Here is a 26,533-nt window from a genome sequence, read left to right on the forward strand (position 1 = left end):
GTGTGATTTGATTTATTTTTTTCCTTCTTCTTCGTGCTGAATTACTCTTTTACAAATTACCACTTCATTCTCAGAAATTGTATTTGTCGTAATATCCTGATCGAAATCGATATATTTTCTGAAACTGAAAAAAGATTTTTTTGTATAAAATATCCAGTAATAAGACTCTTTTTGTTCGTTTGTCAAATGAATAACCGATTTCGGGTTTTTGTGATTATAATCGTCCACAACTCTGAAAAACCAGTCTCCGAAAGTCACTCCGGTAGGTAAAGTTTTAGCTTTAATTCTGAATCTGTTGGCATCCTCCAGATTTTTGCTCAATTCAACATTCAAAACCATTAAACGATCAAAATCTGCTCCGTCGAAATCCGGAGGTTTCTGATCCGGAGAATATCTCCAGGTTTTATAAATATCAACAGGAATGCTGATAAACATAATGTAACAGTAATAGAAAACCATTGGTACAAAAAATATCAGAACGCTGGTTGCAGACATTACAGGATATCCCGCTCCTTTACTGATCCATCCGAAGATCAAAACGAAAAGATAAGCTCCTACAAGAGCGCAGGTTACCGATAAAACCGATTCGAAAGTAATGCTTAACGTTTGAGACTGAAAATGTTTTCTAAAGAAATTGTGCATTAAATTTACATGAATAATCCCAAAAATCAAGTATATAATCTGTGAAATTAAATACCAATAAGGACTAAATGAATTTCCTGCAAAACCAAAAAAACCAGGCAATGCAAGACATAAGCTGCTTAAAAGCACATAAATAATAATGACTCTTATTTTTACAGCAGGTTGATTTTTTCTGATTAGCCCCAAAATCACCATCATGATAACAGCAATAAGCGGCACCAAAATATACCTTAAAAATATACCTTTTACTGAAGAAATTTCCATTTATTTCTTTTAATATTTAATTGATTGATGAATTGTAAATATAATTAAAATATTTTACAGAAACGTAGAATAACCGAGTCTGTTTGCATTTCTTTGGCCGTCTTCGAGCACAAACGAATAGTCTTTTTTTTCTGTAATAAAATTTTCTTCAATATCTACAGAAACAGGAAGGCAATAATCGTACAAAGCTTGCAAAACTTTTCTGAAAGGGTGTCCGGGAATGTAATTTTTCATTTCGTCATAAGGAATAGGACCAATATTTACAATCCAGTTTCTTTCGCCATCCATGTGTTTTCCGCTTGCAATATAGGTGACTCCCAATCTCGAATTTCCTAAAAGAATGGAAGAATCATCTTCTTTCATCCTGTCGATTTCATTGGGCGTAAAAGTAATTTCAACAGGAACTTTCAGAAAAGCGGTCATACATCGCTCAAACCATTTTTTATCACCCCTGATGTTGTGAAAAAATGGTAAAATATGAAGAAAAATGTAAGCATCCTGTTTGTCCAGCATTTTAATAATTGGCCAGAGTTCGCTGAAAATATGAAGGAGAGAATCTGTGTCACTTGCCAAATCAAAATCGTATTCTTTAAGCAAAGCACTGATTTCTGTAAAGAAAATTTCAAGCTCAAAAGGTCTGAAGAATTTCCTGGCATCGTTTTCTACTCTTTTCTGTTTACGAATTTCTTTTACTACACTTTCAATATTTTTTCTAGAAGTATTGAGTGACGGCGGATGAAAAAGACCTTCCGGAAGATAATCGTAAATACCTTCTCTATACGTCTTAATATTCAAAACTTCTTCATCAAAGCCCAAATAATGGCTTGAAATACTTTTAATATCTTTAAGATAAGCTCTGTCGTTAATTCCTATTCTTTCAATAAAAATATTGCTTACAGATCTGTGATATTTGAGAAGATTTACAGCAACTGCTTCGGCTCTGAAGTCCGTTTGCAGCTTGTTGTATTGCATATCTATCGTGCTGTGGTCGTACATATTTATATTCTGTAGTCATGATTGGTATTGTAAAGATAAATTATCTCTTCATATTGAAAAAGTATTTGCACCAGTTTTTCAGGCATAATCTTAAAATTAAATCTAAACTATTGATTTGCTTATATATTAATCTTTATTAAAGTAGATATTCTTTGAATATAGTCAAATTAAAACTAAACTCCTAATACGAATTTTACATAAAATTAACAATGACACAACCAACAAATAATGATTTTAAACCTGAATTTCCATAAGGCTGACTTATCTTTGCAACTCGAAAATTAATTTAAAGAAATGAAAAGTATTTATTCTAAAATTCTGCTTTTGGCATTCGTTGCAAGTTCAGTTTATTCTTATGCATGGGGATTAACGGGGCACAGAGTGATTGCAGAAATTGCAGAAAACCATCTCTCCGGGAAAGCAAAAAGAGAAATCAGAAAAATGTTGGGGCAGGAAAGAATGGCGTATTGGGCAAACTGGCCGGATTTTATAAAATCTGATACTACAGGAACCTGGAAACAGGCTTCAGCTTGGCATTATGTAAATATCGATCCTAAAACAGATTTTACATTGTTCGAAAAAGATTTGAAAGCTCAGGCTGGAGCGAATCTTTATTCACAGATTAAAATTTTATCCAGCCAGATTAAGGATGAAAAAACTTCTGAAAAAGACAGAAAAATTGCTTTGATTTTCCTTATTCATATGATGGGAGATTTAGCGCAACCCATGCACACCGGAAGATCTGAAGATTTGGGAGGAAACAAAATTAACGTTACTTATTTTGGAGAAAAAACAAATCTGCACTCAGTTTGGGACGGAAAACTGGTTGATTCCCAAAAATACAGTTATACGGAATATGCTCATCTTTTGGATATTAAAACTAAGGATGAAGTAAAACAGATTCAGTCCGGAACGTTGGAAAACTGGTTGTACGATTCTCATCAGATTGCCAATAAAATCTATGCACAAACTCCGGATGGATCTAAATTATCTTTTGATTATCAGTATAAATTTAATGATATTATGGAAAGACAGCTTTTGTACGGAGGTTTGAGATTGGCGAAGTTGTTGAATGATTTGTTTTAAATGTGAAAGGTCAATGGTGAATTTTAAAAGTCAATTTTATTTTTACCCTTAAAATGTAGAGCGGAACTTCGGTTTCGATTTTTTATGGAAATTATTCTCCCAAACCTCATAGGTTTTAGAAACCTATGAGGTTTTTTTGATTCTAAAAACATCTCAACATAGTTTAAGAAAATAATTGAAACATTCCAGCTCAGATCCTTTCAGGATGACAAACTCTGTAGATATTTTCGGGATATAAAATTTTAAAAATCAATTTTAAGTGTACCTTTAAAATGTTGAACGGGACTTCGGTTTCGATTTTTAATTATCTTCCAAACCTCATAGGTTTTAGAAACCTATGAGGTTTTTTTTGATTTTAAAAACATCTCAACATAGGTTAAGAAAATAATTGAAACATTCCAGCTCAGATCCTTTCGGCAAGGCAAACTCTGTGCATATTTTTTTCGAATGTTGAATTTATGACTCCAACCATAGCCCCGATAGAAACGACATCCTTTTTGGTAGCAGGCGGAACGAAGAGGAGACTGTTACCAAAAAGATACAGTGGAAAGCGGGATTAAGCTCCTGATTCGGAATTCTTTCGTTCTTCGCAATTGCAATTTTGTAGAGCGGAATAATTTACAACTAAATTTCTTACTTCAAATTAATTCAGTAAAAAAAGATTGTAACGTGTGTAACCTTTTTAATGTTTCAAACGTATAATATAATAGCAACTCAATTTTTGAGCATAAATTAAATGAGACAATTAAAAATAACCAAGCAGGTTACCAACAGGGAAACCGCTTCATTAGACAAGTATTTGCAGGAAATTGGTAAAGTAGAACTGATTACGGCAGACGAAGAAGTAGATTTGGCACAGAGAATCCGTGCAGGCGACAGAGCCGCTTTGGAAAAATTAATTAAAGCCAACCTTCGTTTCGTAGTTTCCGTTTCTAAACAGTACCAAAACCAAGGACTTTCTCTTCCCGATTTGATCAACGAAGGGAATTTAGGATTAATGAAAGCTGCAAAAAGATATGACGAGACCAGAGGTTTCAAATTTATCTCTTACGCAGTTTGGTGGATTCGTCAGTCGATTTTACAGGCTTTGGCAGAACAGTCGAGAATTGTAAGATTGCCATTGAACAAAATCGGTTCGATCAATAAAATCAACAAAGCTTACGCTCACCTTGAGCAGGAAAATGAAAGACCACCTTCTCCGGAAGAATTGGCTGAAGTTTTGGATATGAGCGAGGAAGACATCAAAGAATCAATGAAAAACTCCGGAAGACATTTGTCTATGGATGCGCCATTGGTGGAAGGTGAAGATTCTAACTTGTATGACGTATTACGTTCCGGAGAATCTCCAAGTCCGGATAAAGATCTGATGCTTGAATCTCTTCAGATTGAAATTGAAAGAGCATTGAACACTTTGACGCCAAGAGAGGCTGATTTGGTAAGACTGTATTTCGGATTGAACGGAAAACATCCAATGACTTTGGAAGAAATCGGAGAAACTTTTGACCTTACAAGAGAAAGAGTTCGTCAGATTAAAGAAAAAGCAATTAAAAGACTGAAACACAATACAAGAAGTAAGATTTTGAAGTCTTATTTAGGTAAATAATTTTAGTTTACATAATGATTAGCGGAGCTTGATTTTTTCAGGCTCCGTTTTTTTATGAATTTGAAAGTTTTTTAACTAATTTTTAATAAATTAAAGCCTCATGCAGATTTGGGGGATTTTGCAGATTTTTAACTTATAATCTGCTTCATCAGCGAAATCTGCGAGAAAATATTTAAATTTAATAAAGTACTTAAAAATATAAGTATGTATATCCGTAATTTTGTAATAATTTAATTTTTAGCTCCATTTTTGTCATTCTGAAAGAATCTCATCACGCTGAAATAAAATGATTTAGATTCCTTAGGAAAGACAAAAAGACTGTAGATTTCGGTATTATGATTAAAAACGGACATTAAAATTTACTGTTTTTACCAAGCTCTTAAAATCAGAAAAACACTTCCTGAAATTGAACAATATCAGAATATAAATCCTCTGAAAACAGATAGTTTAGAAAATTTCATCAGTAAGCAAAATCAATTACTAAATAAATTGAAGAACTTAAATTAAATCTTTGACACAAAAACACAAATATTTTTAACAAGCAACTGGAAAATATTAGTGAATTCGTGACATCATATTTTGAATTAAAATGAATCAAATCTCAATCATCGGAGCCGGAATTGGCGGCTTAACGTTAGGAAATGTTCTAAAGCAACATCATTTAGATTTTAAGATCTACGAATCTGCGCCAGAAATAAAACCTGCCGGAGCCGGAATTATGATGGCAGTAAATGCGATGCAGATTTTCGATACTTTAGGTTTAAAAGAAAAAATCGAAAGCAGAGGAAATAAAATTCATGGAATATTTATTACCGATGAAAAGCTGAAAACCATTTCGACGACCAATGTTTTGGCTTTGGAACAGAAGTTTAATTCCTGTAATGTTGCGATTCACAGAGCTGAACTTCAGAATGTTTTAGCTGAAAATTTGGGTTTTGAAAATATTAAATTAAATCATTCTTTGCAGCAAATTCAGAAAAAAGAAAATTATCTTTTAGAATTTGAAAATGGTTTTAAAACTGAAAGTCAAATTGTTTTTGGAGCGGATGGAATTCATTCTAAAGTCAGAAATCAGATTTTAAAAGCTGGACAAATAAGAAATGCCGGACAAAAATGTTGGCGAGGTTTAACCTATTTTAATCTTCCTGAGAAATACAGTCATCATGCTTTGGAAATCTGGGGCAGAGGAAAACGTTTTGGTTTTGTAAAATTATCTGAAAATAAAGTTTACTGGTATGCTTTAGTGAATAAAAATAAATTTAAAGAAAACCTTGATTTAATCGATGCTTTCAGAGATTTTAATGGGTTGGTTTTAGAAATTTTACAATCAACCCAAAAAGAAAATATTATTCTGAATGATATTATCGACCTCACTCCTATTCCAAAATGGTTTGCAGAAAATCTTTGTCTTATTGGTGATGCAGCTCACGCAACAACTCCAAATATGGGACAAGGTGCTTGTCAGTCGATTGAAGATGCTTATGTGATTGGAAAACTTTTAGAAAAAAATAAAGATTTCAATTTTGTTTTTGAAGAGTTTCAGAAAATCAGAAGAAAAAAAGTGGATTATATTGTTAAAAACAGTTGGACTATTGGAAAAATCTCGCAGTGGGAAAAAGGAAATCAACTAAGGAATTTTTTGATGCGTTCGATGCCCGAAAGTACAAATCAGAAAATGATTGAACAGATTTTGAAATTAGAGATATAAAAAAGAAATTCAAGTTGAATTTTTTCTAATTTATTTTATTTCAGATTTTACAGAACCGCATTTCAGCATCGAGCTTCCGTAATAAGGATTAACAATCTGTTTTTCATTGCTCAGCCAACTTCCTTCTGCCATCGGACAATACTGCACATAAATGGTTTTATCGGAAATTTTATTTTCATTGGCAACTCCGATCATCACTTCCGATAATTTGTAAAACGGTTTTCTTTGACCTTCAATATTTTTCGCCAAAGAAATTATTTTTGCCTCAGATTTTAAAGCATTCAACTTTTTCTCTTCTAAAGATTTTGAATTCATTGAAGATGCCGTTTTCAGAAGTTCTCCGGCTGCAACAGAAGTTTTCTTAAAATCATCAGAAGCTAAAGCAGATTTTACCGCAATATAATTTTGGTATAATTTCGAAAGTTGAGGATTGGTTTTTATTTGCGCTGTTATTGATAAAACGGCAAAAATTGAAAACAAAAAGGTGATGATATATTTTTTCATGTAAATTCACAAAATTATTTTTTGAATGCCACGAATGCAAGAATGATTTTATATAATAATTTAATATTCGTGCATTCGTGGCATTTAATCTTATTTTATTTTATTTTAAACTCAAGTTTTACATTAAAGAATCTTCCTGTCAAACGAACAGGAACCGGATACATTAAACTTGTATTCGCATCTGTAATCCATTGGTTTGCAATTGTATTATTGATATTAAAAGCATTAAAAACCTGAACTCCTAAAGTCAGTTCATCAAAATTACTCAGAAAACCATACGTTTGCTTTTTCTCTTTAGCATCTACAAAAGCATATGAAAGCCCTAAATCTACTCTTTTATAAGAAGGTAAAGTTTTTTGATATTGGTAAGGATCTGTGAAAACCGGTGCTCCATTTGGTAATCCCATCGCATAAGTCAGTGTAAGATTTACACGCATTTGCGGGAATTTCGGCATATAATCCTGATAAAACATTGCAAATCTGAAACGTTGATCTGTCGGTCTCGGAATATTTCCTCTTCCATCAATATTTTCAAAAACTCTTGCATAACTTGCAGAAAGCCAAGAATCTACACCCGGAACAAATTCACCGAACAATCTTGTATCAACTCCGTAAGCATAACCAGAAGCATTATTTTTACCTGAATAACGGATTCTCACATTATCCATGTAATACGGAATCACATTATCCATTTTCTTGTAATACAATTCCGTTGTTAATTTGAAAGGTCTGTTATCGTATTCAAATTCCAGTTCATTGGCTAAAATCGCCTGAATTGATCTTTGAGATTTAATATTTGGATTAAAATTTCCATTCAGGTCTTTAATTTCCTTATAGTACGGCGCCTGATAATAAATTCCTCCCGAAAGTCGAAACCACATATCGGTATTCCATTCAGGTTTTATGGCAAACTGTGCTCTTGGTGAGAAAATAGTTTCATCATTAAAACTCCAGTGCGCCACTCTTGCTCCACCATTCACCAAAACTTTACTGGATCCCCAGAAAAATTTCTGAGAATATTGCGCATAAGCCGACAATCTCGTGGGCTGAACATGATTGGCTCCCGATATACTGTAAAATAAATCTAAGTCTGAAGCATCCGGAATTCTAGGATCATCAATTGCGTGCGGAATACTGTAACCTGAGGAATCTACCAATTTCCATTCGTTGGTTAAATCCTGCAGATTTTCTTTTTCATATTTAAATCCTAATTCAATATCCGTATTTACATTAGGCGAAAAACGGGTTCTGAATTGTGTTCCGTACGTTTTCACAAATAAATCGTTTCTTGCATGCTCAATTTGTCCACCAACATCGTAAGAAGTAATTGGAGCTCCTGTAATCGGGTCAAAAGTCTGCAAAATATAGCTCGAAGCAATCGAATAATATTCTCTTTCACGGTTTTGATACGCAAAACTATCCAGAGTAAATCTCCATTTATCTGAAGCTTTATAATTCGCAGAAACCGTTCCCATCATATTTTTATACTGGTCATTTTCTTTACCATTATAAAAAACAGAAAGATTGATGGGTTGATTAACAGAACCAAAATCTACGCTTCTTTCCTTCGGAACCATATCATAATCATTCTTAGAATAATATCCTATGAAGGAAAATGAAAGTTTGCTGTTGACGTGATAATTCAGATAAGACTGAAAATCGTAGTAAACCGGGTTAAAATCTGTATCTTCATTTAAAGTATTCAGAACCAGATTGGTATTTCTGTATCTTCCGGAAAATAAAGCCGTAAATTTTTTATTTCCGTTTTCATCTTCTTTTCCGGAAGCAAAACCAGTTGTTAATCTACCTCCAATTAAGCTTGCTTCTCCCGAAAGTTCAAATTTTTTAGGTTCACGGTAATAAATATTCAAAGCCGATGACATTTTATCGCCATATCTCGGCTCAAAACCTCCTGCTGAAAAATTTACTGTGGAAACCATATCCGGATTGATGATACTTAAACCTTCCTGCTGAGAATTTCTAATTAAAAAAGGTCTGTAAATTTCAATATCATTAATGTAGATAAGATTTTCGTCATAGTTTCCACCACGAACCATATATTGTGAAGAAAGCTCGGTATTTGAATTCACCGACGGAAGCGTTTTCAGAATTCCTTCAACACCGCCGGAAATACTTGCGACATTTTTGGCATCTTTGGCAGAAATTCTTACTGCGGTCACATCGTTGGTTCTCCCGGTCACTTTTTTCTGGAAAACAACTTCCTCAATATTGGTAACTCTTGCCGTAGTATCTCTTTTTCTATTTTGTGAGAACACCAAAACCGGCATGGTGAGAATTAGTGGTAAAACTAGTTTTTTCAAAAGGAATTATTTATAATTTCTAAAATTAAGTATTTTTTAACAATTATAGTATAGATTCTCTTACTCTTGTCAGTTTTTGTAACAAATCTTCCAGTAAATCTAATCTTAACATATTTGCACCGTCTGAAAGTGCGGTTTCCGGAGTCGGATGCGTTTCTATGAAAAGTCCGTCTGAACCTACTACAATTCCTGCTTTTGCAATGGTTTCTATTAAATCCGGTCTTCCTCCTGTAACTCCTGAGCTTTGGTTAGGCTGCTGTAAAGAATGCGTTACATCCAAAATTACGGGCGCATAATTTCTCATTGTGGGAATTCCTCTGTAATCAACAATTAAATCTGAATATCCGAAAGAATTTCCCCTTTCTATAATCGCCACTTTTTCGTTGTTTGAATCTGTAATTTTCTGAACTGCAAATTTCATTGATTCCGGAGAAAGGAACTGTCCTTTTTTCAGCGTCACACATTTTCCTGTTTCCGCAGCAGCAACCAAAAGATCGGTCTGACGAACCAAAAATGCAGGAATCTGCAAAACATCAACATATTTTGCAGCCAAAGCTGCGTGTTCATTTTCGTGAATATCTGTGGTTGTCGGAATATTGAAAGTTTCTCCTACTTTTTTAAGGATTTCCAGAGATTTTTCTTCCCCTATTGTTGTAAAAGAATCTACTCTGCTTCGGTTTGCTTTTTTAAAACTTCCTTTAAAAATATAAGGAATATTGTATTTATCGGTCAGTTCAATTACTTTTTCGGCAATTCTTAACGCCATATCTTCGCCTTCAATAATGCAAGGTCCTGCGATTAAGAAAAAGTTTTTTGAATCTTTATGGTGTATGTTATCTAAATGTTGAATCATTATTTTATTTAAATTAAAAGTTCAGTAAAAATACTGAGAAAGTTCGGAAATCCGAAATCTTTAACAGACTATAGTGGCAATAGTTTTAAGCTTTTGAATTTAATACTTTTTTCTCGCAGATGTATCAGATCATCTAGATTTTTAAACTTTTGTAATTAATTTTTAACAACAAAAATCTGCATAATCTGCTAAACTTGCGAGAGAATTTTAAACTAAAATTTCTTGAGAATCTTTTCAAAAGTATTGATGTTTCTACTGGTAAACTGATCTTTCAGACTTTTTTTGCCTAGAATTTTTCCAAAACTTGAATCTAAAGTATTTCCTTTCAGAACTTGCCAATAAAACATATTGTTGATAATTTCTCCTTTCTCGTTTTCAGTTTTTGAAGCGTTTTCAAATTCCTTCATTAAAATATCTCCTACTTTTTCGTTTCCTACAAATGCATAAGTGTGATAAGCTTCATTTTTTTCAAACGGATTTTTAGTCCAAAATAATTCTGTTTCTTCTGAATTTTTAATGAAAAGAAAAGCCTCATAATTAAAATGTTCAGACATTGCTTTTTCAAGAATTACCTTCAACTCTTCGGCATTTTTATCTGAACTGAAAATAATATTTCCTGATGCCAAAACTGAACTCGCATTTTCCATTCCGACATCTTTGAAAACCTGACAAACTTCTGCCATTTTCATGTTAGTTCCTTTCACATTAATGCCGCGGAGAAATGCACAGTATTTCATTAAATTTAGTTTGAGATTAAGGGTGAGATTGATTTTGGAGCTTTTGGAGTTTTTAGAATTGATGAAAATATACATCAAGTGATAAACTTCCAGCATCTAACTTATAGCTTCCAGCCAAATTACTTCTTTATTTTTTCGTACAAATTATAGTCTGATCCTGAAGGTTTCAGTTTATAAATTTTTTCTAAAATCGGGTAATCGCTTTTCAGATAATCTTTTATTCTGAATTCATTCAGCAGACGGTAATTTTCTTTATAATATTCTGCATCTTTTCCTTCAAAAAGATTATTGTAGGAAAGCAGATATTTTGGTTTTCTGTTTTTAACCGTATTGAGCCAATAATTTGGCTTATCTTTTTTAATTTCTGTCTGAATCTGTTTGTCAACCAAACCTACTTCATCAATTGTTTTTAAACCTGAAAAATAGGGAACATATCCAGCCGGTTCCAGTAAAATCCATTGTTTTTTGTCTTTTTCGTAAGTGTTTAAAAATAGACCTATCGATCTTCTGTAATTCCATTCGCCATTTCCTGTTGCGATAGAATGAATTGTTTGAAAAGCCAACATTGGCAAAATATAAACTAAAATCAACAAACTAAGCCAAATATTTCTTTTCACTTTCTGCTCTAAAACAAAGATCAGAACAGGAACAAAAAGCAATATCTGCGGAATCCAATAATACCAATCGAAAAGACTTTTTTGGGATAGAAAAATAATCTGTTTAGACCAAGCAAAAAGAAAAATTATCCATAAAAAATAATTTCTTTTATCTCTTTGTCTGATTAAATAAATAAAACAAAGAAGTTCAAAAAGGATGATAACAATTGTGAATGGATTAAAGCTTCCCGGTAATTTCAGCATTCCCCAAAAATTTCCATAATTTAATCTGAAATATTCGAAATTCTGATGCAGAGTATAAACCTTGTCATAAGCTAATTTTTTAGCAACAATCGTATTATTTACCAGTTCACCAAAATAAAACCAATTGAACGAAACACAAACCAAAATACCTAAAATTCCGCCAAAAACATAGCTCCATCTGATTTTTTTGTTCCAGAAAACATCAACTAAAAATACAATTCCAAGGAAAATTACGGTATCAATTCTTGTAAATAAGATTAAAGTCGGAAGAAAAAGAAATACCCATTTTTTCTCCTTTTTAAAGCCATAATACAACAAAGCCATTTCAAGGAAAAACAGGATTCCATATTCCATTCCGAGGATTGAAACTTTTATGGAAGGCGGTAAAATTCCAAATAGAAATATAAAAATAGCTTTGTGCCAATTGTTTTTAAACAAAACATTTGAAAGAAATAAACTTCCAATTGTAAAAAGTGTTGTATTAAAAATAAGAAGTGGTTCTATGAAATTTTCTTTCCCGAAAATAACATTGAAAATATAAGAAACAAAAACATAAAAATGCGTTGTTGATGCCGATATTTTTGTGTCTCCGTTGAAACCGATCACCCCATAATCCATCAGATTTTGAGCAACCCGCCAAGTGATGAAAGCATCCTCCTGAATATGGTGCGTCAGCAAAAAATAAAGTTTTGCAATGATTGCAAAAAATACAGCGTAGATTGGGAGATTCTTGTTTTGAGATTCAGCCATTGCGTTTTTTTAGTTGCACAAATATAATTCTAAATTTCAGGAATATCAACATAAAAAAACGGAACCGAAGTTCCGTTTTAGATATTTGTATTATTGAGTTGCTTTGATAATTGCATTGGTAATCTGATCTTCCTTCTCTTTAGCATAAGTAGAGTCAAATGGTTCCATCACATCAAATAAATATTGATAAAAAGGTGTAATCTGCTGCACTTTTTCAGATTCTTTCATTGCTTTTTCTTTGCCCAGCTGCTGAAGATCTTTGATGAAAACATTAAATTTCTTATCAATTGGTTCAATAGATTTCACAAGATATGCATACGCTTTTTCGTTTTGCCCCAATTTCTTATAAGCATCTGTAACTGAAGTCACCACCAATGAATATTCCATTGGTTTTGATCTCATTTGGCTTCCTGCAAATCTTTGCTCAGACTTGCTCAATGAAAGATAGTAATCATATTCTTCGAAAATTCCTTTTTTAAGAACTTCAGCCAATTTCAATCCTTTTTCTTCCTGTCCGGCAACAATATATCCATAAACCATTGAACTTAAAGAACGAGGATCATTGTATTTCTCAGCAGGAATTTCTCTTGCAGCAATATCTAGTACTTCTAAAGCTTTTACTTTTTGACCGGATAATGCTAAAGCAGCAGCTGCTCTGCTTGCTGAACTTCTGTAGCTCATAATATTTGAAGTTGCGGTTTCGTCAAAATGAACCTTCAAATCTTTGAAATTACCCCATCTGTAGTTTTTCACAACATTGTATAATGAGTTGGCATCTACTCTTCCCATTTCTCCGTCTGCGCTTCTTGGCGTACGGATCGGAACTAATCTGTAACTGAAACCGTCAAACTGAAGATATTCATCCAGATAAAAGATATTTTCTTTATCATAAACACCTCCCGAAGAAAAATTGATTGGTCTTTTCCAGTCAAAATTTGCCAAAATATCAAACATCATTAAGTTGTTCTTATATAGAGTTCCTGATTTGTAATCAACGGTAATGTAATCGACTGTGTTTGGAAGGTCTGAAGCATTGATAATCCCTGCTTTTAGAGCATTTGCTTTGTTTACAGGAATTACAAATTTATTTACAGGAAGGAAATTATATTTGTCGTAACGCTCTTCTCCAAAAATCATTTTTAAAACTTCATCTTTTTCCGGAGATTTAATTTTAATAAAATCCATCGCCTCTTTTAAAGTCATCGAATCTTTCACCAAATATTTCTGGAATGGCGCAATCGCACTTTCAGGAGCTCCGGCCTGTTGAAGATTAGCAATAATATTTTTCCAGTCGTTGTTTTTCATCAGATAGATTTGATCGTTTACACCATCTCTGTAATCTTCGTGGGTTAACTGACTTGGGATTGCATTTGCGTTGTATGTTTTTCTTTTTACCTGATCGATATTCCAAGGAGTTGAAAGCAAGGTAAAGTTTACCACTTTCACATCATCACGGAATCTTTCTGTTTCCTGCATTGCCCAAACCGGATACGTGTCGTTATCTCCGTAAACAAATAAGATATCTTCTTTTGGTAATGATTTTAAAACTGAATAAGAATAATCGTAAGCTGTGTATCTGTTGCTTCTGTCGTGTACATTGTAATTCTGGAAACCCATCATAAACGGAACTCCCAATAAAATAACTCCGAAACCGATATTTGCAGCGTTTGATTTTACTTTAGATTGTAAGTACCAAAGAATTGCTCCTGCTCCCAAACCAATCCAGATGGCAAATGCGTAGAATGAACCTACCATTGCGTAATCTCTTTCTCGAGGTTCAAAAGGTTTTACTCCGGTGTAAAAAATAATTCCGACACTTGTTAAAATAAATAAAGATAAAATAGCATAGAATCTTCCGAAGTCTCTGCTAAACTGGAAATAACATCCTAAAATCCCTAAAAGTAAAGGTAAAAAGAAGAATGCAACTGTACTTTCATTTTTGAATTTTGCAGGCATTGCATCCTGATTTCCCCAAAGTGCATTGTCGATTGGAGCAATCCCCGAAATCCAGTTTCCTTTTGTGTTTTCACTGTTTCCTTCAAGATCATTTTGTCTTCCAACATAGTTCCACATTAAATATCTCAGGAAATAATATCCGTTTTGAAAAGAGATAAAATATTCCATATTCTGAGCCAAAGAAGGCTTCTGAACAGTGATTAAATTGTAAGGTCGTACTTTTAAATAATCTGCTGCCGTAATAGATCCGTCTTCGTATTTAGCTCTAAGCTCTTTAAAGATTTCTTCTGCTTCAGGACTGTCTGCAACATCTTCATTAGCATAATTAAATTTAAAATCCGGTGCTCCGTACATTGAGATGTAATTTGCCATTACATCTTTATCATCGTTGAACATTCTCGGCATTAAACTTACATGAGATTTATCGAAAACATAGTTGAAACGATCACTTGTTTTTCTGTATGTTCCGGTTTTTTCGTCTTTTTCGTAAACTTCCCCTGTTTTGGTAGTTTTAAAACTTCCGTCCTCGTTTTTCTGAATTCCGTTTGCATCAAGGAAAGCCGTGTAATTTTGACCGTAAATTGTGGGCCAGTCTCCATATTGCTCTCTGTTGTAATAATCAAGCATACCGATTGCAGTATCAGGATCATTAAGATTCATCGGAGGATTTGCATTGGCTCTGATCGGAATTACCATCCAGCAAGAGAAACCGATAATCATATAAACCATTGACAGAGCTATAGTCTGGAAAATATTTTTTTTCGCCTGTCTCGCATATTTTATCATAAAATAGCAAAGCGCAACCAGGATAATAAAACCTGCAATGGTTCCTGAGTGGAAAGGAAGTCCTAAACCATTCACGAAGAATATTTCTAATTTTCCGAATAATGACATGATTACAGGGAAAATAATTTTAAAAACAATAATTAAAATTCCTAAAGTGATAAGGTTTGCCCAAAGGAAATTCAACCAGGTAAATTTGTAATTTCTTGCATAATATACCAGACATACCGCAGGAATTGCAAGCATTCCCATCATGTGAACTCCTACAGAAAGCCCTAAAATAAAGAATATTAAAATAATCCATCTTTCGTTGTCTTTCTCCAGATATTCGTTTTCCCATTTGGTAATCAGCCAAACCAAGAGTGCAATAAACATCGACGCCATTGAGTAAACTTCGCCTTCCACTGCAGAAAACCAAAAAGTATCTGAAAAAGTGAAACACAAAGCACCAATTACTCCGGCAAAAAGAATGGATATTTCCTGATGTCTTGTAATTTCTTCAAAATCTTTATTGAGAAGTCTTCTTACAAAGTGAGTAATCGTCCAGAACAAAAACAAAATTGTAAATGCACTGAATAATGCAGACATTGCATTGATAACGATTGAGTAATTTTCACCCTTACCTAAAGCAAAAATGGCAGCTACTGCTCCCACAATCTGAAATAATGCAGCTCCCGGAGCGTGCGTTACTTCTAATTTTACTGCTGAAGAAATGTATTCACCGCAATCCCAAAAACTAAAATTGGGTTCTATGGTCGATAAGTACGTGAAAAATGCAATGACGAAAGTCACCCATCCGAGAATGGTGTTCCATTGCCTAAAAGTCCAGTTTTTCATAGTATAAAATCAATTATGCGAAAATAAGGTTTTTAGATTAGTTTGAATTAATTTTAACAAAATTTAAAAAAAATGGCGTAGTTTTTGTCTGCTTCGGTTGTCTATAATTAAAAATAAATCAAGAATTTATATAAATAGCGAACTTATAATTTACGAAAAGTTCAAAAATTATTTATTTTTTTGTATTTTTGCGGACAGATTTTTATTGAAAAATAACAAATAATGAGTAATGTTTACGATAATATTCTTGGCTTAATTGGGAGTACTCCTTTGGTAAGACTAAATACCGTCACAAAAGAAATACCTGCAACCATTTATGCCAAGTTAGAATCATATAATCCTGGACATTCCACCAAAGATAGAATCGCACTTCATATTATTGAAAACGCTGAGAAAAAAGGTTTATTAAAGGAAGATTCTGTAGTTGTAGAAACCACTTCCGGAAATACAGGTTTTTCACTTGCTATGGTTTGTATCATTAAAGGATATAAATGTATTCTGGCGGTGAGCGACAAAACAAAACCTGAAAAAATAGCTTATCTGAAAGCACTTGGTGCTACCGTTTATGTATGTCCTGCGAATGTACCTGCGAATGACCCGAGATCATATTATGAAGTAGCAAAGAGAATTGCTGCTGAAACTCCTAATTCTGTGTACATCAATCAATACTTTAATGAGTTGAATATTGATGCACATTATCAGACTACCGGTCCGGAACTTTGGGAGCAGACTCAAGGCAAGATCACCCATCTTTTTGCCTGCACAGGAACGGGTGGCACTTTGTCGGGTTCAGCAAAATTCTTGAAAGAAAAAAATCCTGATATTAAAATTATCGGTGTTGATGCAGACGGATCTATTTTGAAAAGTTTTCATGAAACAGGAAAAATTCATAAAGAAGATGTACATCCTTACCAAATTGAAGGGATGGGGAAAAATTTAATTCCTTCTGCTCTTTTGTTTGATAAAGTGGATGAATTTGTAAGAGTAAATGATGAAATGTCTGCGTACAGAACCCGTGAAATTGCTTTGAAAGAAGCCATTATGGGAGGTTACACAACAGGAGCTGTTACACAGGGATTAATGCAGTATGCCAATTCTCATCAGTTTTCAGAAAAAGATTTGGTAGTTTTAATCTTCCCGGATCACGGATCAAGATATATTACTAAAGTGTACAGCGATAAATGGATGGCTGAGCAAGGTTTCGTCAATAATTGTTTCCACAATTATGAAGAAGTCTTTAAGACAGAAATCATCAAATAAAATTTTTAATAAAGATACAAATCAAGCCTTTTTGTAAATCATAAAAGGCTTTTTTACATAAAACTTACTAATTACAATGGTAGATATTTTTGAAAGAATTAAACAAAATCCAGGACCTTTGGGTCAGTTTGCAGATTACGCAGAAGGATATTTTGTATTCCCAAAATTGGAAGGTCCTATTGGTCCGAGAATGAAATTTCAAGGTAAAGACGTAATTTTCTGGAGCGCAAATGACTATTTAGGTCTTTGTAACCATCCTGAAGTTTTGGAAGCTGATGCGAAAGCTGCAGCAGAATTCGGAATGTTTTATCCGATGGGAGCAAGAGCAATGTCCGGAGAAACACAACAGCACCAACAATTAGAAAAAGAATTGGCAGAATTTACTCAAAAAGAAGCTGCTTATCTTTTAAATTTCGGTTACCAGGGAATGGTTTCGGCAATTGATGCTTTGGTAACAAGACATGATGTAATCGTTTATGATGCAGATTCTCATGCTTGTATCGTTGACGGAGTTCGTCTTCACATGGGAAAAAGTTTCACTTTCAAACATAATGATATTGCGAGTTTAGAAAAGAATTTAGCAAGAGCGACAAAAGTTGCTGAAGAAAACGGTGGAGGAATCTTAGTGATTACAGAAGGTGTTTTCGGAATGAGAGGAATGCAGGGTAAACTAAAAGAAATTTGTGATTTAAAATCTAAATTCAATTTCAGACTTTTAGTTGATGATGCACACGGTTTTGGAACTTTGGGTAAAACCGGAGCCGGAGCAGGTGAAGAGCAAGGTTGTCAGGATCAGATTGATGTGTATTTCTCAACTTTTGCTAAATCAATGGCTGGTTTTGGAGCATTTCTTTCCGGAGATGAAAATATCATCAGATTTTTAAAATATAATCTTCGTTCTCAGATTTTTGCCAAATCTTTAACAATGCCAATGGTAATCGGAGGTTTAAAAAGATTAGAATTATTAAGAACGCGCCCGGAAATTAAAGATAAATTGTGGGAAAACGTTTATAAGTTACAAAACGGATTAAAAGAAAGAGGTTTCAACCTTGGAAACACAAATACTTGTGTTACACCGGTTTTCATTCAGGGAACAACAATCGAAGCGACACTTTTAGCGAAAGATTTAAGAGAAAATTACGGAGTATTTACCTCAGTTGTAGTCTATCCTGTAATTCCAAAAGGAATGATTTTGTTAAGATTAATTCCTACAGCTTCACATACAGACTCAGAAATCAACGAAACTTTAGCTGCTTTTGAAGGAATTAAAGAAAAATTGGAATCCGGACAATATGCAGAAATGGAAAAACAAATGAACATCGAATACAAACAAATGTAAATTGCTGATGGTTTTCGGCTCGTTGCTAATCTCCTAAACAACATTATAAATTTAGAACCGTTAGAATTTCTAGCGGTTTTTTATTTCTGACACGAATGCACAAATTTATTGGTTTTTTGCCAAAAACTATGGATTTCGTTTTTCGGCTATTTTATTTTGGTATTTCTTTGATAAGTTTACGCCTTTGTTTATCCTAAAATTATTTTCAAAATTTATGGATACTACCTTTGTTTACCGTTGCAATAAATAAATAAATAAATATCACAAACATAAACAAGGTATTTTTGAAATACACTCGTAATATGTAAAGTTAAACAAAGGCACTTCGTTTACAGAAGAAATACAAAAATATTTTTCCAGAATAGAATAAGATATCAATTTGGCAAAAAAAAATTTCCACACAGAATTGCAAAGAGCCAATTTATTTTATACACAAAAAATATTACTGCATTCGTGACAAAAAATAAAACATTTACAATAAATTTGCAAAAAATTACTTTTGAAAGACCTTCTTCTCATCACTCCTCCTTTCACGCAACTCAACACTCCTTATCCGGCGACCGCTTATATTAAAGGTTTTCTCAACACCAAAAATATTTCAAGCTATCAAATGGATTTGGGAATTGAAGTGATTTTAGAGCTATTTTCAAGAGAAGGAATTCAGAAGATTTTTGATACAGAGATCGATGTACAAAATATTTCAGAAAATTCACAGCGAATTTTTGCCTTGAGAGAAGAATATTTAAAAACAATCGATCAGGTTATTTTATTTCTTCAGAATAAAAATTCCACTTTGGCGAGACAGATCTGTTCGATGAATTTTTTACCGGAAGCTTCCCGTTTCAATCAGCTTGATGATATGGATTTTGCTTTCGGAAATATGGGTTTGCAGGATAAAGCTAAACATCTGTCTACTTTATACTTAGAAGATTTATCTGATTATATAGTTGAAAACATAGATTCTGATTTTGGATTCAGTCGGTATGCTGAAAGATTAGGAAAATCTGCCAATTCTTTTGATGAACTGTATAATAAATTACAGAGCGAACAAACATTTATTGATGATTTCACTTTAAAAATATTAAAGGAAAAATTAGAATTGGTTCAACCGAAACTGGTTTGTTTTTCTATTCCTTTTCCCGGAAATTTATACTCGGCTTTTCGTTCAGCAAAATTTATAAAAGAAAATTATCCGCATCTTAAAATTGCGATGGGTGGTGGTTTTCCAAATACTGAATTGAGAGAAATTAATGACCAAAGAGTTTTTGAATTTTTTGATTTTATTACTCTTGACGACGGAGAAGTTCCTCTCGAACTGCTTTATGAAAATATTTTCAAGGCAGAATTAAATGAAGAATCTCAATTCAAAAGAACTTTTTTAATTGAAAACGAAATAGTTACCTATAAAAATAATTCTACCAAACACGATTATAAACAATCAGAAATAGGAACTCCCGATTATACAGATTTACAATTAGATAAATATATTTCCGTTATTGAAATTGCCAATCCAATGCATAGTTTATGGAGCGACGGAAGATGGAATAAACTCACGATGGCTCACGGTTGTTATTGGGGAAAATGTACGTTTTGCGATATTTCTTTAGATTACATAAAAATTTATGAGCCCATTTCTGCCAAAATTTTGGTTAACCGAATGGAAGAATTAATCAAAACAACTGGTGAAACAGGATTTCATTTTGTTGATGAAGCAGCACCACCCGCTCTGATGAGAGAAGTTGCACTTGAAATTTTGCGAAGAAATCTGGTAGTTACATGGTGGACAAATATTCGTTTTGAAAAAAGCTTCACCCAGGATTTATGTTTTTTACTAAAACTTTCGGGCTGTGTTGCCGTTTCGGGTGGATTGGAAGTTGCGAGTGACCGATTGTTAAAATTAATTGATAAAGGAGTTTCTGTAGACCAAGTTGCAAGAGTGACAAGAAATTTTACCGAAGCCGGAATTATGGTTCATGCCTATCTAATGTATGGTTATCCAACTCAGACTATCCAGGAAACGGTGGATTCTTTAGAAATGGTTCGTCAGCTTTTTGAAATGGGAATTTTACAAAGTGGTTTTTGGCATCAGTTCGCAATGACGGCACATTCTCCGGTCGGACAAAATCCTGAAGAGTTTGGAGTAACTCCGATAAAACAGGAAATTAAGTTTGCTAACAACGATATTGATTTTGAAGATAAAACCGGAATCGATCATAGTAAATTTAGTTTTGGTTTAAAAAAATCGCTTTTCAACTTTATGCACGGAATCAATTTCGAAATCCCTCTTCAGGATTGGTTTGATTTTAAAATTCCAAAAACAACCATTCATCCCGATTATATTCATGACAGTTTATTGGATGAAGACCAATTTAATTTTAAAGGAAATTCAAAAATCATATTTTTAGCCAAAAATGTAATCGCTGAGAATTACATAAAAACAAAAAAGCAAAGTTCATGGGCGTATACGAAAATTATGTTCCATTTAAGAACTAACATTGTAAAAATCGAATTGGAGCAGGAAAAAGCAGGTTGGCTGAAAAAAGTAATTTCAGAAAATACTTTTGAAAATCCGAAACGCATTACACTTCAGCAACTTAAAAATAATTTTGAAGAAAATTTTGAAGATTTTGAATTATTTTGGTTTTCAAAACCAATTCAGCAATTAAAAGAGAACGGAATTATTTTAAGTTTGTAGAAGATACTATTTTTAAATATACATTCACTTTGTCATTCCGTAGGAATCTAAACTTGAGGTTAAAAAACTGCTTTTGAGATTCCTCCGGAATGACAAAGTGAGAAAATAAAAACTCCTAAAATAATTTTAGAATTTATTTTTGCTAAACATATTAAAGTTACTTTTTATCTTTTTCAACACCATCTTTCACAACTTCACCAACTTCTACTTTTTCTTTAATTTTTATAAAATTAGGATCCAAAATTGCCATTCTTTCGGCAAGTGCTTTGTAAGTCGGGAATTTTAAAATTGAAGCTCTTCCCGACATTTCTCTGTATAAAGTAAAAACTTTTCCTCCGGCTGTAGTAATTCTTTTCGTTGTCGTACTGTATCTGCCGACTAACTTACTTTTAGCATCATACATTTCAATATCAACAAAAGTTTTGTCAGAAATTGTATCTTCAGAACCAAAACTTACCGGCAAATTGGTGAAATATCCTACGGGAACACCATTGCTTAAAATTTCTCCAACATTATTCACGGTAATATTGAGTTTATCAATTTTTGTTCGGATGGCATAAGCTTCTTTCGTTTTTGCATCAAGTTTTCTTTTTGGCATATTTTTGAAAACTTCATCCAGATTTTTAATATTTATTCCTCTTTCATCAATAATTTTGAGAGCTTTAATACAAGTATAAACTGCTGATTTTTCGTCCCCCGAAAATGCTGAAGGTGAAATATAATCCATATCCAACGTTTTTTCACGATTATAGACACGATTTAACTTTACATAACTGTCACGTACAGAGTCTACAATACTTTTATCGACAAATTCCATCGTGAAAATCGGAGTTTCTTTCAAATCCATAAAAGTATATTCTCCGGATTTGCTTGATATTTTTGCAACATGAATTCCGTCTAAACTTACAATGCCTCTTTTAGTTTTAATCAATTGAGCATTCAGAATAAAGCTCAAAACTGTAAAGAACATGATTAAATTTCTTTTCATAAAATCAAATTTTTACGAGCATAAAAAAAGTGTAACAAAGTTACACTTTCTTGAAAATATATTTAGCTTCTCAATTTAATTATTCGCAAAGGATAATTCCTTTATCATTATTAAATTCCACAACACCGCTTTTGATTGCGTAAGAAAAAACTTCAGTCTGATTTTCATTTTCTTTAGTAAAATTTTTAGCATAAGCTTCGTCGATAGACTTTGCAAATAGCTTCACTTTACCACCTGATAATGAAGAAACAATTCCTGCGTGGTTTTTCATTAAATGGAATTCACCATTTTTTCCAGGCAACAATACTGAGTCTACTTCTCCTTCAAAAACTACGTATTCTGGTGTTAAAATTTTTATATTCATTTTAAATTGCTTTTGGCTTTTGGCTAATAGCTATTTGCTATCAGCAATTAGCATTATTATGCGTTATCAGCTAACATTTTTTGTCCAGCTTCGATCGCTTCTTCGATAGTTCCTTTCAAGTTGAAAGCAGCTTCCGGTAAGTGATCCAACTCACCATCCATAATCATTGTAAATCCTTTGATGGTATCTTTAATATCAACCAAAGATCCTGGAATACCTGTAAACTGTTCAGCTACGTGGAAAGGCTGAGATAAGAATCTCTGAACTTTTCTAGCTCTGTAAACTACTAATTTATCTTCTTCAGAAAGTTCTTCCATACCAAGGATTGCAATAATATCCTGCAATGCTTTGTATCTCTGAAGAATTTCTTTTACTCTCTGAGCACAGTTATAATGCTCTTCACCGATAATTTCCGGAGCCAGGATTCTTGACGTAGAAGCCAATGGATCAACAGCCGGATAAATACCTAATGAAGCAATTTTTCTGTCTAATACTGTTGTTGCATCTAAGTGAGCAAACGTTGTAGCAGGAGCCGGGTCAGTTAAATCATCCGCAGGTACGTAAACCGCCTGTACTGAAGTAATTGAACCATTTTTAGTTGAAGTAATTCTTTCCTGCATCGCACCCATTTCAGATGCCAAAGTTGGTTGGTAACCTACCGCAGAAGGCATACGACCTAAAAGTGCAGATACCTCAGAACCAGCCTGTGTAAAACGGAAAATGTTATCAACAAAGAAAAGTACGTCTCTACCTTGTCCTGTTTCTCCACCGTCTCTGTAATATTCAGCTAAAGTAAGACCAGAAAGTGCTACTCTTGCTCTTGCTCCAGGCGGCTCATTCATTTGTCCGAAAACGAATGCAGCTTTAGAATCTTTCATAGCTTCCAAATCTACTTTAGAAAGATCCCAACCTCCGTTTTCCATAGAGTGCATGAAATCATCACCATATTTGATAATTCCTGATTCAAGCATCTCTCTCAAAAGGTCATTTCCTTCTCTCGTTCTTTCACCTACACCGGCAAAAACAGAAAGACCACCATGTCCTTTTGCAATATTGTTAATCAACTCCTGAATCAATACTGTTTTACCTACACCTGCACCACCGAACAATCCGATTTTACCTCCTTTTGAGTAAGGTTCAACCAAGTCGATTACTTTAATACCTGTGAATAAAACTTCTGCAGAAGTTGAAAGCTGATCAAATTTTGGCGCTGGTCTGTGAATGGGAAGACCACCTTCCTTAGAAATATTTTGAAGCCCATCGATAGCATCACCAACAACGTTGAAAAGTCTTCCGTTTACTGCATCACCGATTGGCATAATAATAGGATTTCCGTATCCGATTACATCCTGACCTCTTTTAAGACCATCAGTTGCATCCATTGCGATACATCTTACTGTATCCTGACCGATATGCTGCTCTACTTCTAATACTACTTTTTCACCGTTTTCTTTTGTAATCTCCAAAGCATCATAGATACTTGGAATAGCCTCTACATTATTGAAAACTACATCGATTACAGGACCAATAATTTGAGAAATTTTTCCTTTAATTTGGTTTGCCATTGCTAAATTTTTTCTTGGTGCAAATATAATGATTCTTCACAAACCTGCAATTGCTAAAAAAAAGATTTTTATCATGCTTTTTTACCAATTTATAAATTGTTAAAATGTAATATTATAACCGTGTAACAGTTTACCAATAACTGTCTAAATAACGATACATCTTTACATTATACCTGTAATCTTTCCAGATTATTACCTCTTAAATTACCGCAATATTACTTTGCTACATTGTTAGACTGCTAAATTGTTACATTGCTACATTATGTTTATATTTGCAGTCAAAATTTTTTCATTTGAAAGTTTTCAGAAATTTCAGCGATTATGCCTCTCAAAAGCCTTTAGCCTTATCTTTAGGAATGTTTGACGGAGTTCATCTTGGTCATAAATATATTATTGATGAGCTTAAAAAAGTAGGCATCAGTAACAATCTGGAAACTGCAGTTCTAACTTTCTGGCCACACCCAAGATTTGTTTTTAATCCTAATGAAGATTTAAAGCTTCTGAATACGCTGGATGAAAAAACTTTACTGATGGAAAAATATGGCATCAACAATTTATTTCTAAAAGAATTTGATGAAGAATTTCGAAATCTTACCGGAGAGGAATTTGTGAGACAAATTTTAGTAGGAAAATTAAACGTAAAGTATTTAATTATCGGTTACGATCATTCTTTCGGAAAAAATAAAAGCGGAAATTTTGAATTGCTTCAAAAACTTTCTAAAGAATTGGATTTTGAAGTCGAACAAATGGAAGCGATTAACATTCACGAAAATAATATCAGTTCAACAAAGATCAGAAATGCTTTGTTGAATGGAAATATTTTACAAGCGAATGAAATGTTGGGTTACTCCTACTCTGTTTCCGGAACTATTGTTCATGGTAAAAAATTGGGTAGAACGATTGGCTATCCAACTGCCAATATCGAAACTGAAAATTTGAAATTACTTCCTAAAAAAGGAGCTTACATTGTTGAAGTTTTCATAAAAGATCATCAATATAAAGGAATGTTGAGCGTTGGAACCAACCCAACTGTAAATGGTGAAAAATTAACCGTTGAAGTTTATATTCTTGATTTTGAAGGAGATATTTATGACGAAAAAATCATCGTAAAATTCAGAGATTTCCTTCATGAAGAAATTAAATTTGAAGGTCTTGAAAAATTAATTGAAAGACTGGATGAAGATAAAAGACTGACGGAAGCTTTCGAATTTTAATCATTCAATATCTCCTCTTTCGCTTTCTTCGTTAAAGATTTAAAAACCAGATCATACGATTGGTCAATCATTTTTAAAATTAAATCTTTTCTTAAACCGTCTAAAGAAACCGAATTCCAGTGGGTTTTGTTCATGTGAAAGGCTCCTGTGATTTGAGGATATTGTTCACGAAGTTCTAAGCTCCATTCTGGATCATTCTTTACTGCAATTGTTAGTGGCTGCCTTTTTAGAGACATCAATAAAAACATTTTTGTTCCTACTTTCATTACTAATGTTTCCTGATCAAAAGGAAATGTTTCTGTAACTCCTTTTTTTGACAGGCAATAATCTAAAATTTCGTTGGCATCCATTTAGTATGAGTAATAAGTAATTGGTAATGAGTAATTTTTATAAATGATAATTGATGAGTTAGTTTCCTTACAAATCTCTTATTTTTTATCTTAAATAATTATTCAAATTTAGTAAATTTAAGAAAGAAAAAAACATCATACAAAACACGTAATTATGAAAGCTCTCGTAATCGGTGCTACAGGTGCTACCGGAAAAGATTTGGTTCAACAACTTTTATTGGATAATAACTTTAATGAAGTCAATGTTTTTGTGAGAAAACCTCTCACAATATATAACGATAAGTTGAAAATACACATTGTGGATTTTGATCAACCGGAAAAATGGAAAAATCTGGTGCGTGGAGATGTTGCATTTTCATGCCTCGGAACAACTTTAAAAGATGCCGGAAGTAAAGAAGCCCAGCGAAAAGTTGATTTTGATTACCAATATGAATTTGCAAAAGCTGCCAAAGAAAATAATGTAGATGATTATATTTTGGTTTCTGCTTACGGAGCAAACCCAAAATCTAAAATATTTTATTCTAAAATGAAAGGCGAACTGGAAGAAGCCGTAAAAAAACTCCATTTCAATAAAATTACCATCTTTAAGCCGGGAATGCTGGAAAGAAAAGATTCTGAAAGATCAGGAGAAGTTTTGGGAAGCAGAATTATAAAGTTTGCAAATAAGCTAGGACTATTTGAGAGCCAAAAACCTTTACCAACAGATATTTTAGCAAAAGCTATGATCAATTCGTCAAAAATTAAAAGCAATGGATATTCCAGCATAAAATTGGGAAATATTTTCTGTTTTGCTGAAAAATCTAATGATCGAAATATCTAAGAAAAAACCGCTTCTAAAATATAGAAACGGTTTTTATA

Annotated in this window: 20 protein-coding genes; 8 read left to right on the forward strand and 12 right to left on the reverse strand. The window is 33.2% G+C overall.

The window, feature by feature from the left end; all coding sequences use genetic code 11:
* Positions 1-12: 12 nt before the first annotated feature.
* Complete coding sequence (locus ACOOWA_RS07165; protein WP_421374193.1) at positions 13-906, reverse strand: TssN family type VI secretion system protein; 894 nt, start codon at positions 904-906, stop codon at positions 13-15.
* Positions 907-960: 54 nt separating this feature from the next.
* Positions 961-1,902 (reverse strand): type VI secretion system baseplate subunit TssG, encoded by a 942-nt coding sequence (locus ACOOWA_RS07170; RefSeq protein WP_421374195.1) that lies wholly within the window; start codon positions 1,900-1,902, stop codon positions 961-963.
* Positions 1,903-2,196: 294 nt separating this feature from the next.
* Here ACOOWA_RS07170 and ACOOWA_RS07175 point away from each other — a divergent pair, with 294 nt between their 5' ends.
* From ACOOWA_RS07175 to ACOOWA_RS07185, 3 genes are all read left to right on the forward strand, one after another.
* Positions 2,197-2,988 carry a S1/P1 nuclease gene (locus ACOOWA_RS07175; RefSeq protein WP_421374196.1) on the forward strand — a complete coding sequence of 264 codons (792 nt, stop codon included), beginning with the start codon at positions 2,197-2,199 and terminating at the stop codon, positions 2,986-2,988.
* 736 nt (positions 2,989-3,724) lie between these two features.
* Positions 3,725-4,591, forward strand: coding sequence for a sigma-70 family RNA polymerase sigma factor (locus tag ACOOWA_RS07180; protein WP_027385416.1), 867 nt, complete (start codon positions 3,725-3,727; stop codon positions 4,589-4,591).
* A 589-nt stretch (positions 4,592-5,180) separates the two neighbouring features.
* Entirely contained in the window at positions 5,181-6,299 is a 1,119-nt protein-coding gene (locus ACOOWA_RS07185) for an FAD-dependent monooxygenase (RefSeq protein WP_421374197.1), read from the forward strand.
* A 30-nt stretch (positions 6,300-6,329) separates the two neighbouring features.
* Here ACOOWA_RS07185 and ACOOWA_RS07190 read toward each other — a convergent pair whose 3' ends face one another.
* From ACOOWA_RS07190 to ACOOWA_RS07215, 6 genes are all read right to left on the reverse strand, one after another.
* Positions 6,330-6,803 carry a DUF3347 domain-containing protein gene (locus ACOOWA_RS07190; protein ID WP_421374198.1) on the reverse strand — a complete coding sequence of 158 codons (474 nt, stop codon included), beginning with the start codon at positions 6,801-6,803 and terminating at the stop codon, positions 6,330-6,332.
* A gap of 95 nt (positions 6,804-6,898) precedes the next feature.
* On the reverse strand, positions 6,899-9,124 hold the full coding sequence (locus tag ACOOWA_RS07195; protein WP_421374199.1) for a TonB-dependent receptor plug domain-containing protein: 2,226 nt from the start codon (positions 9,122-9,124) through the stop codon (positions 6,899-6,901).
* 43 nt (positions 9,125-9,167) lie between these two features.
* Positions 9,168-9,977: a 3-deoxy-8-phosphooctulonate synthase gene (gene kdsA / locus ACOOWA_RS07200; protein ID WP_421374201.1), complete on the reverse strand. Its 810-nt coding sequence runs from the start codon at positions 9,975-9,977 to the stop codon at positions 9,168-9,170.
* 212 nt (positions 9,978-10,189) lie between these two features.
* Positions 10,190-10,714: a DUF1697 domain-containing protein gene (locus ACOOWA_RS07205; RefSeq protein WP_421374203.1), complete on the reverse strand. Its 525-nt coding sequence runs from the start codon at positions 10,712-10,714 to the stop codon at positions 10,190-10,192.
* Positions 10,715-10,833: 119 nt separating this feature from the next.
* On the reverse strand, positions 10,834-12,324 hold the full coding sequence (locus ACOOWA_RS07210; protein WP_421374204.1) for a hypothetical protein: 1,491 nt from the start codon (positions 12,322-12,324) through the stop codon (positions 10,834-10,836).
* 90 nt (positions 12,325-12,414) lie between these two features.
* Positions 12,415-15,900: a DUF2723 domain-containing protein gene (locus ACOOWA_RS07215; RefSeq protein ID WP_421374205.1), complete on the reverse strand. Its 3,486-nt coding sequence runs from the start codon at positions 15,898-15,900 to the stop codon at positions 12,415-12,417.
* A gap of 222 nt (positions 15,901-16,122) precedes the next feature.
* Here ACOOWA_RS07215 and ACOOWA_RS07220 point away from each other — a divergent pair, with 222 nt between their 5' ends.
* From ACOOWA_RS07220 to ACOOWA_RS07230, 3 genes are all read left to right on the forward strand, one after another.
* Positions 16,123-17,160 (forward strand): PLP-dependent cysteine synthase family protein, encoded by a 1,038-nt coding sequence (locus tag ACOOWA_RS07220; protein WP_421374207.1) that lies wholly within the window; start codon positions 16,123-16,125, stop codon positions 17,158-17,160.
* 76 nt (positions 17,161-17,236) lie between these two features.
* Positions 17,237-18,499, forward strand: coding sequence for an aminotransferase class I/II-fold pyridoxal phosphate-dependent enzyme (locus tag ACOOWA_RS07225; RefSeq protein ID WP_421374208.1), 1,263 nt, complete (start codon positions 17,237-17,239; stop codon positions 18,497-18,499).
* A gap of 499 nt (positions 18,500-18,998) precedes the next feature.
* Positions 18,999-21,194, forward strand: a complete 2,196-nt coding sequence (locus tag ACOOWA_RS07230) for a B12-binding domain-containing radical SAM protein (protein ID WP_421374209.1) — start codon at positions 18,999-19,001, stop codon at positions 21,192-21,194.
* 157 nt (positions 21,195-21,351) lie between these two features.
* Here the strand turns inward: ACOOWA_RS07230 and ACOOWA_RS07235 are convergent, their stop codons facing one another.
* The 3 genes from ACOOWA_RS07235 to atpD all read right to left on the reverse strand — a co-directional run bounded on the left by ACOOWA_RS07235 (position 21,352) and on the right by atpD (position 24,111).
* Positions 21,352-22,182 (reverse strand): hypothetical protein, encoded by an 831-nt coding sequence (locus tag ACOOWA_RS07235; protein ID WP_421374211.1) that lies wholly within the window; start codon positions 22,180-22,182, stop codon positions 21,352-21,354.
* A gap of 79 nt (positions 22,183-22,261) precedes the next feature.
* Positions 22,262-22,546: a FoF1 ATP synthase subunit delta/epsilon gene (locus ACOOWA_RS07240; RefSeq protein ID WP_421374213.1), complete on the reverse strand. Its 285-nt coding sequence runs from the start codon at positions 22,544-22,546 to the stop codon at positions 22,262-22,264.
* Positions 22,547-22,602: 56 nt separating this feature from the next.
* Complete coding sequence (atpD, locus tag ACOOWA_RS07245; protein WP_421374215.1) at positions 22,603-24,111, reverse strand: F0F1 ATP synthase subunit beta; 1,509 nt, start codon at positions 24,109-24,111, stop codon at positions 22,603-22,605.
* A 293-nt stretch (positions 24,112-24,404) separates the two neighbouring features.
* Here atpD and ACOOWA_RS07250 point away from each other — a divergent pair, with 293 nt between their 5' ends.
* The gene (locus tag ACOOWA_RS07250; protein WP_421374216.1) at positions 24,405-25,325 is read left to right on the forward strand and encodes a bifunctional riboflavin kinase/FAD synthetase; all 921 of its coding nucleotides are present in this window, start codon (positions 24,405-24,407) and stop codon (positions 25,323-25,325) included.
* On the opposite strand, the gene ACOOWA_RS07255 is transcribed toward ACOOWA_RS07250, so the two are convergent.
* A complete protein-coding gene (locus ACOOWA_RS07255) occupies positions 25,322-25,675 on the reverse strand; it encodes an MmcQ/YjbR family DNA-binding protein (RefSeq protein ID WP_421374218.1) in 354 nt (117 codons plus the stop codon). The two genes, ACOOWA_RS07250 and ACOOWA_RS07255, sit on opposite strands and share 4 nt — an antisense overlap.
* Before the next feature lie 154 nt (positions 25,676-25,829).
* On the opposite strand from ACOOWA_RS07255, the gene ACOOWA_RS07260 reads away from it, so the two are divergent.
* Positions 25,830-26,495 carry an NAD(P)H-binding protein gene (locus ACOOWA_RS07260; RefSeq protein ID WP_421374219.1) on the forward strand — a complete coding sequence of 222 codons (666 nt, stop codon included), beginning with the start codon at positions 25,830-25,832 and terminating at the stop codon, positions 26,493-26,495.
* The last annotated feature ends 38 nt before the right edge of the window (positions 26,496-26,533 follow it).

This window comes from Chryseobacterium sp. GP-SGM7 (genome assembly GCF_049166575.1).
Lineage (GTDB): Bacteria > Bacteroidota > Bacteroidia > Flavobacteriales > Weeksellaceae > Chryseobacterium.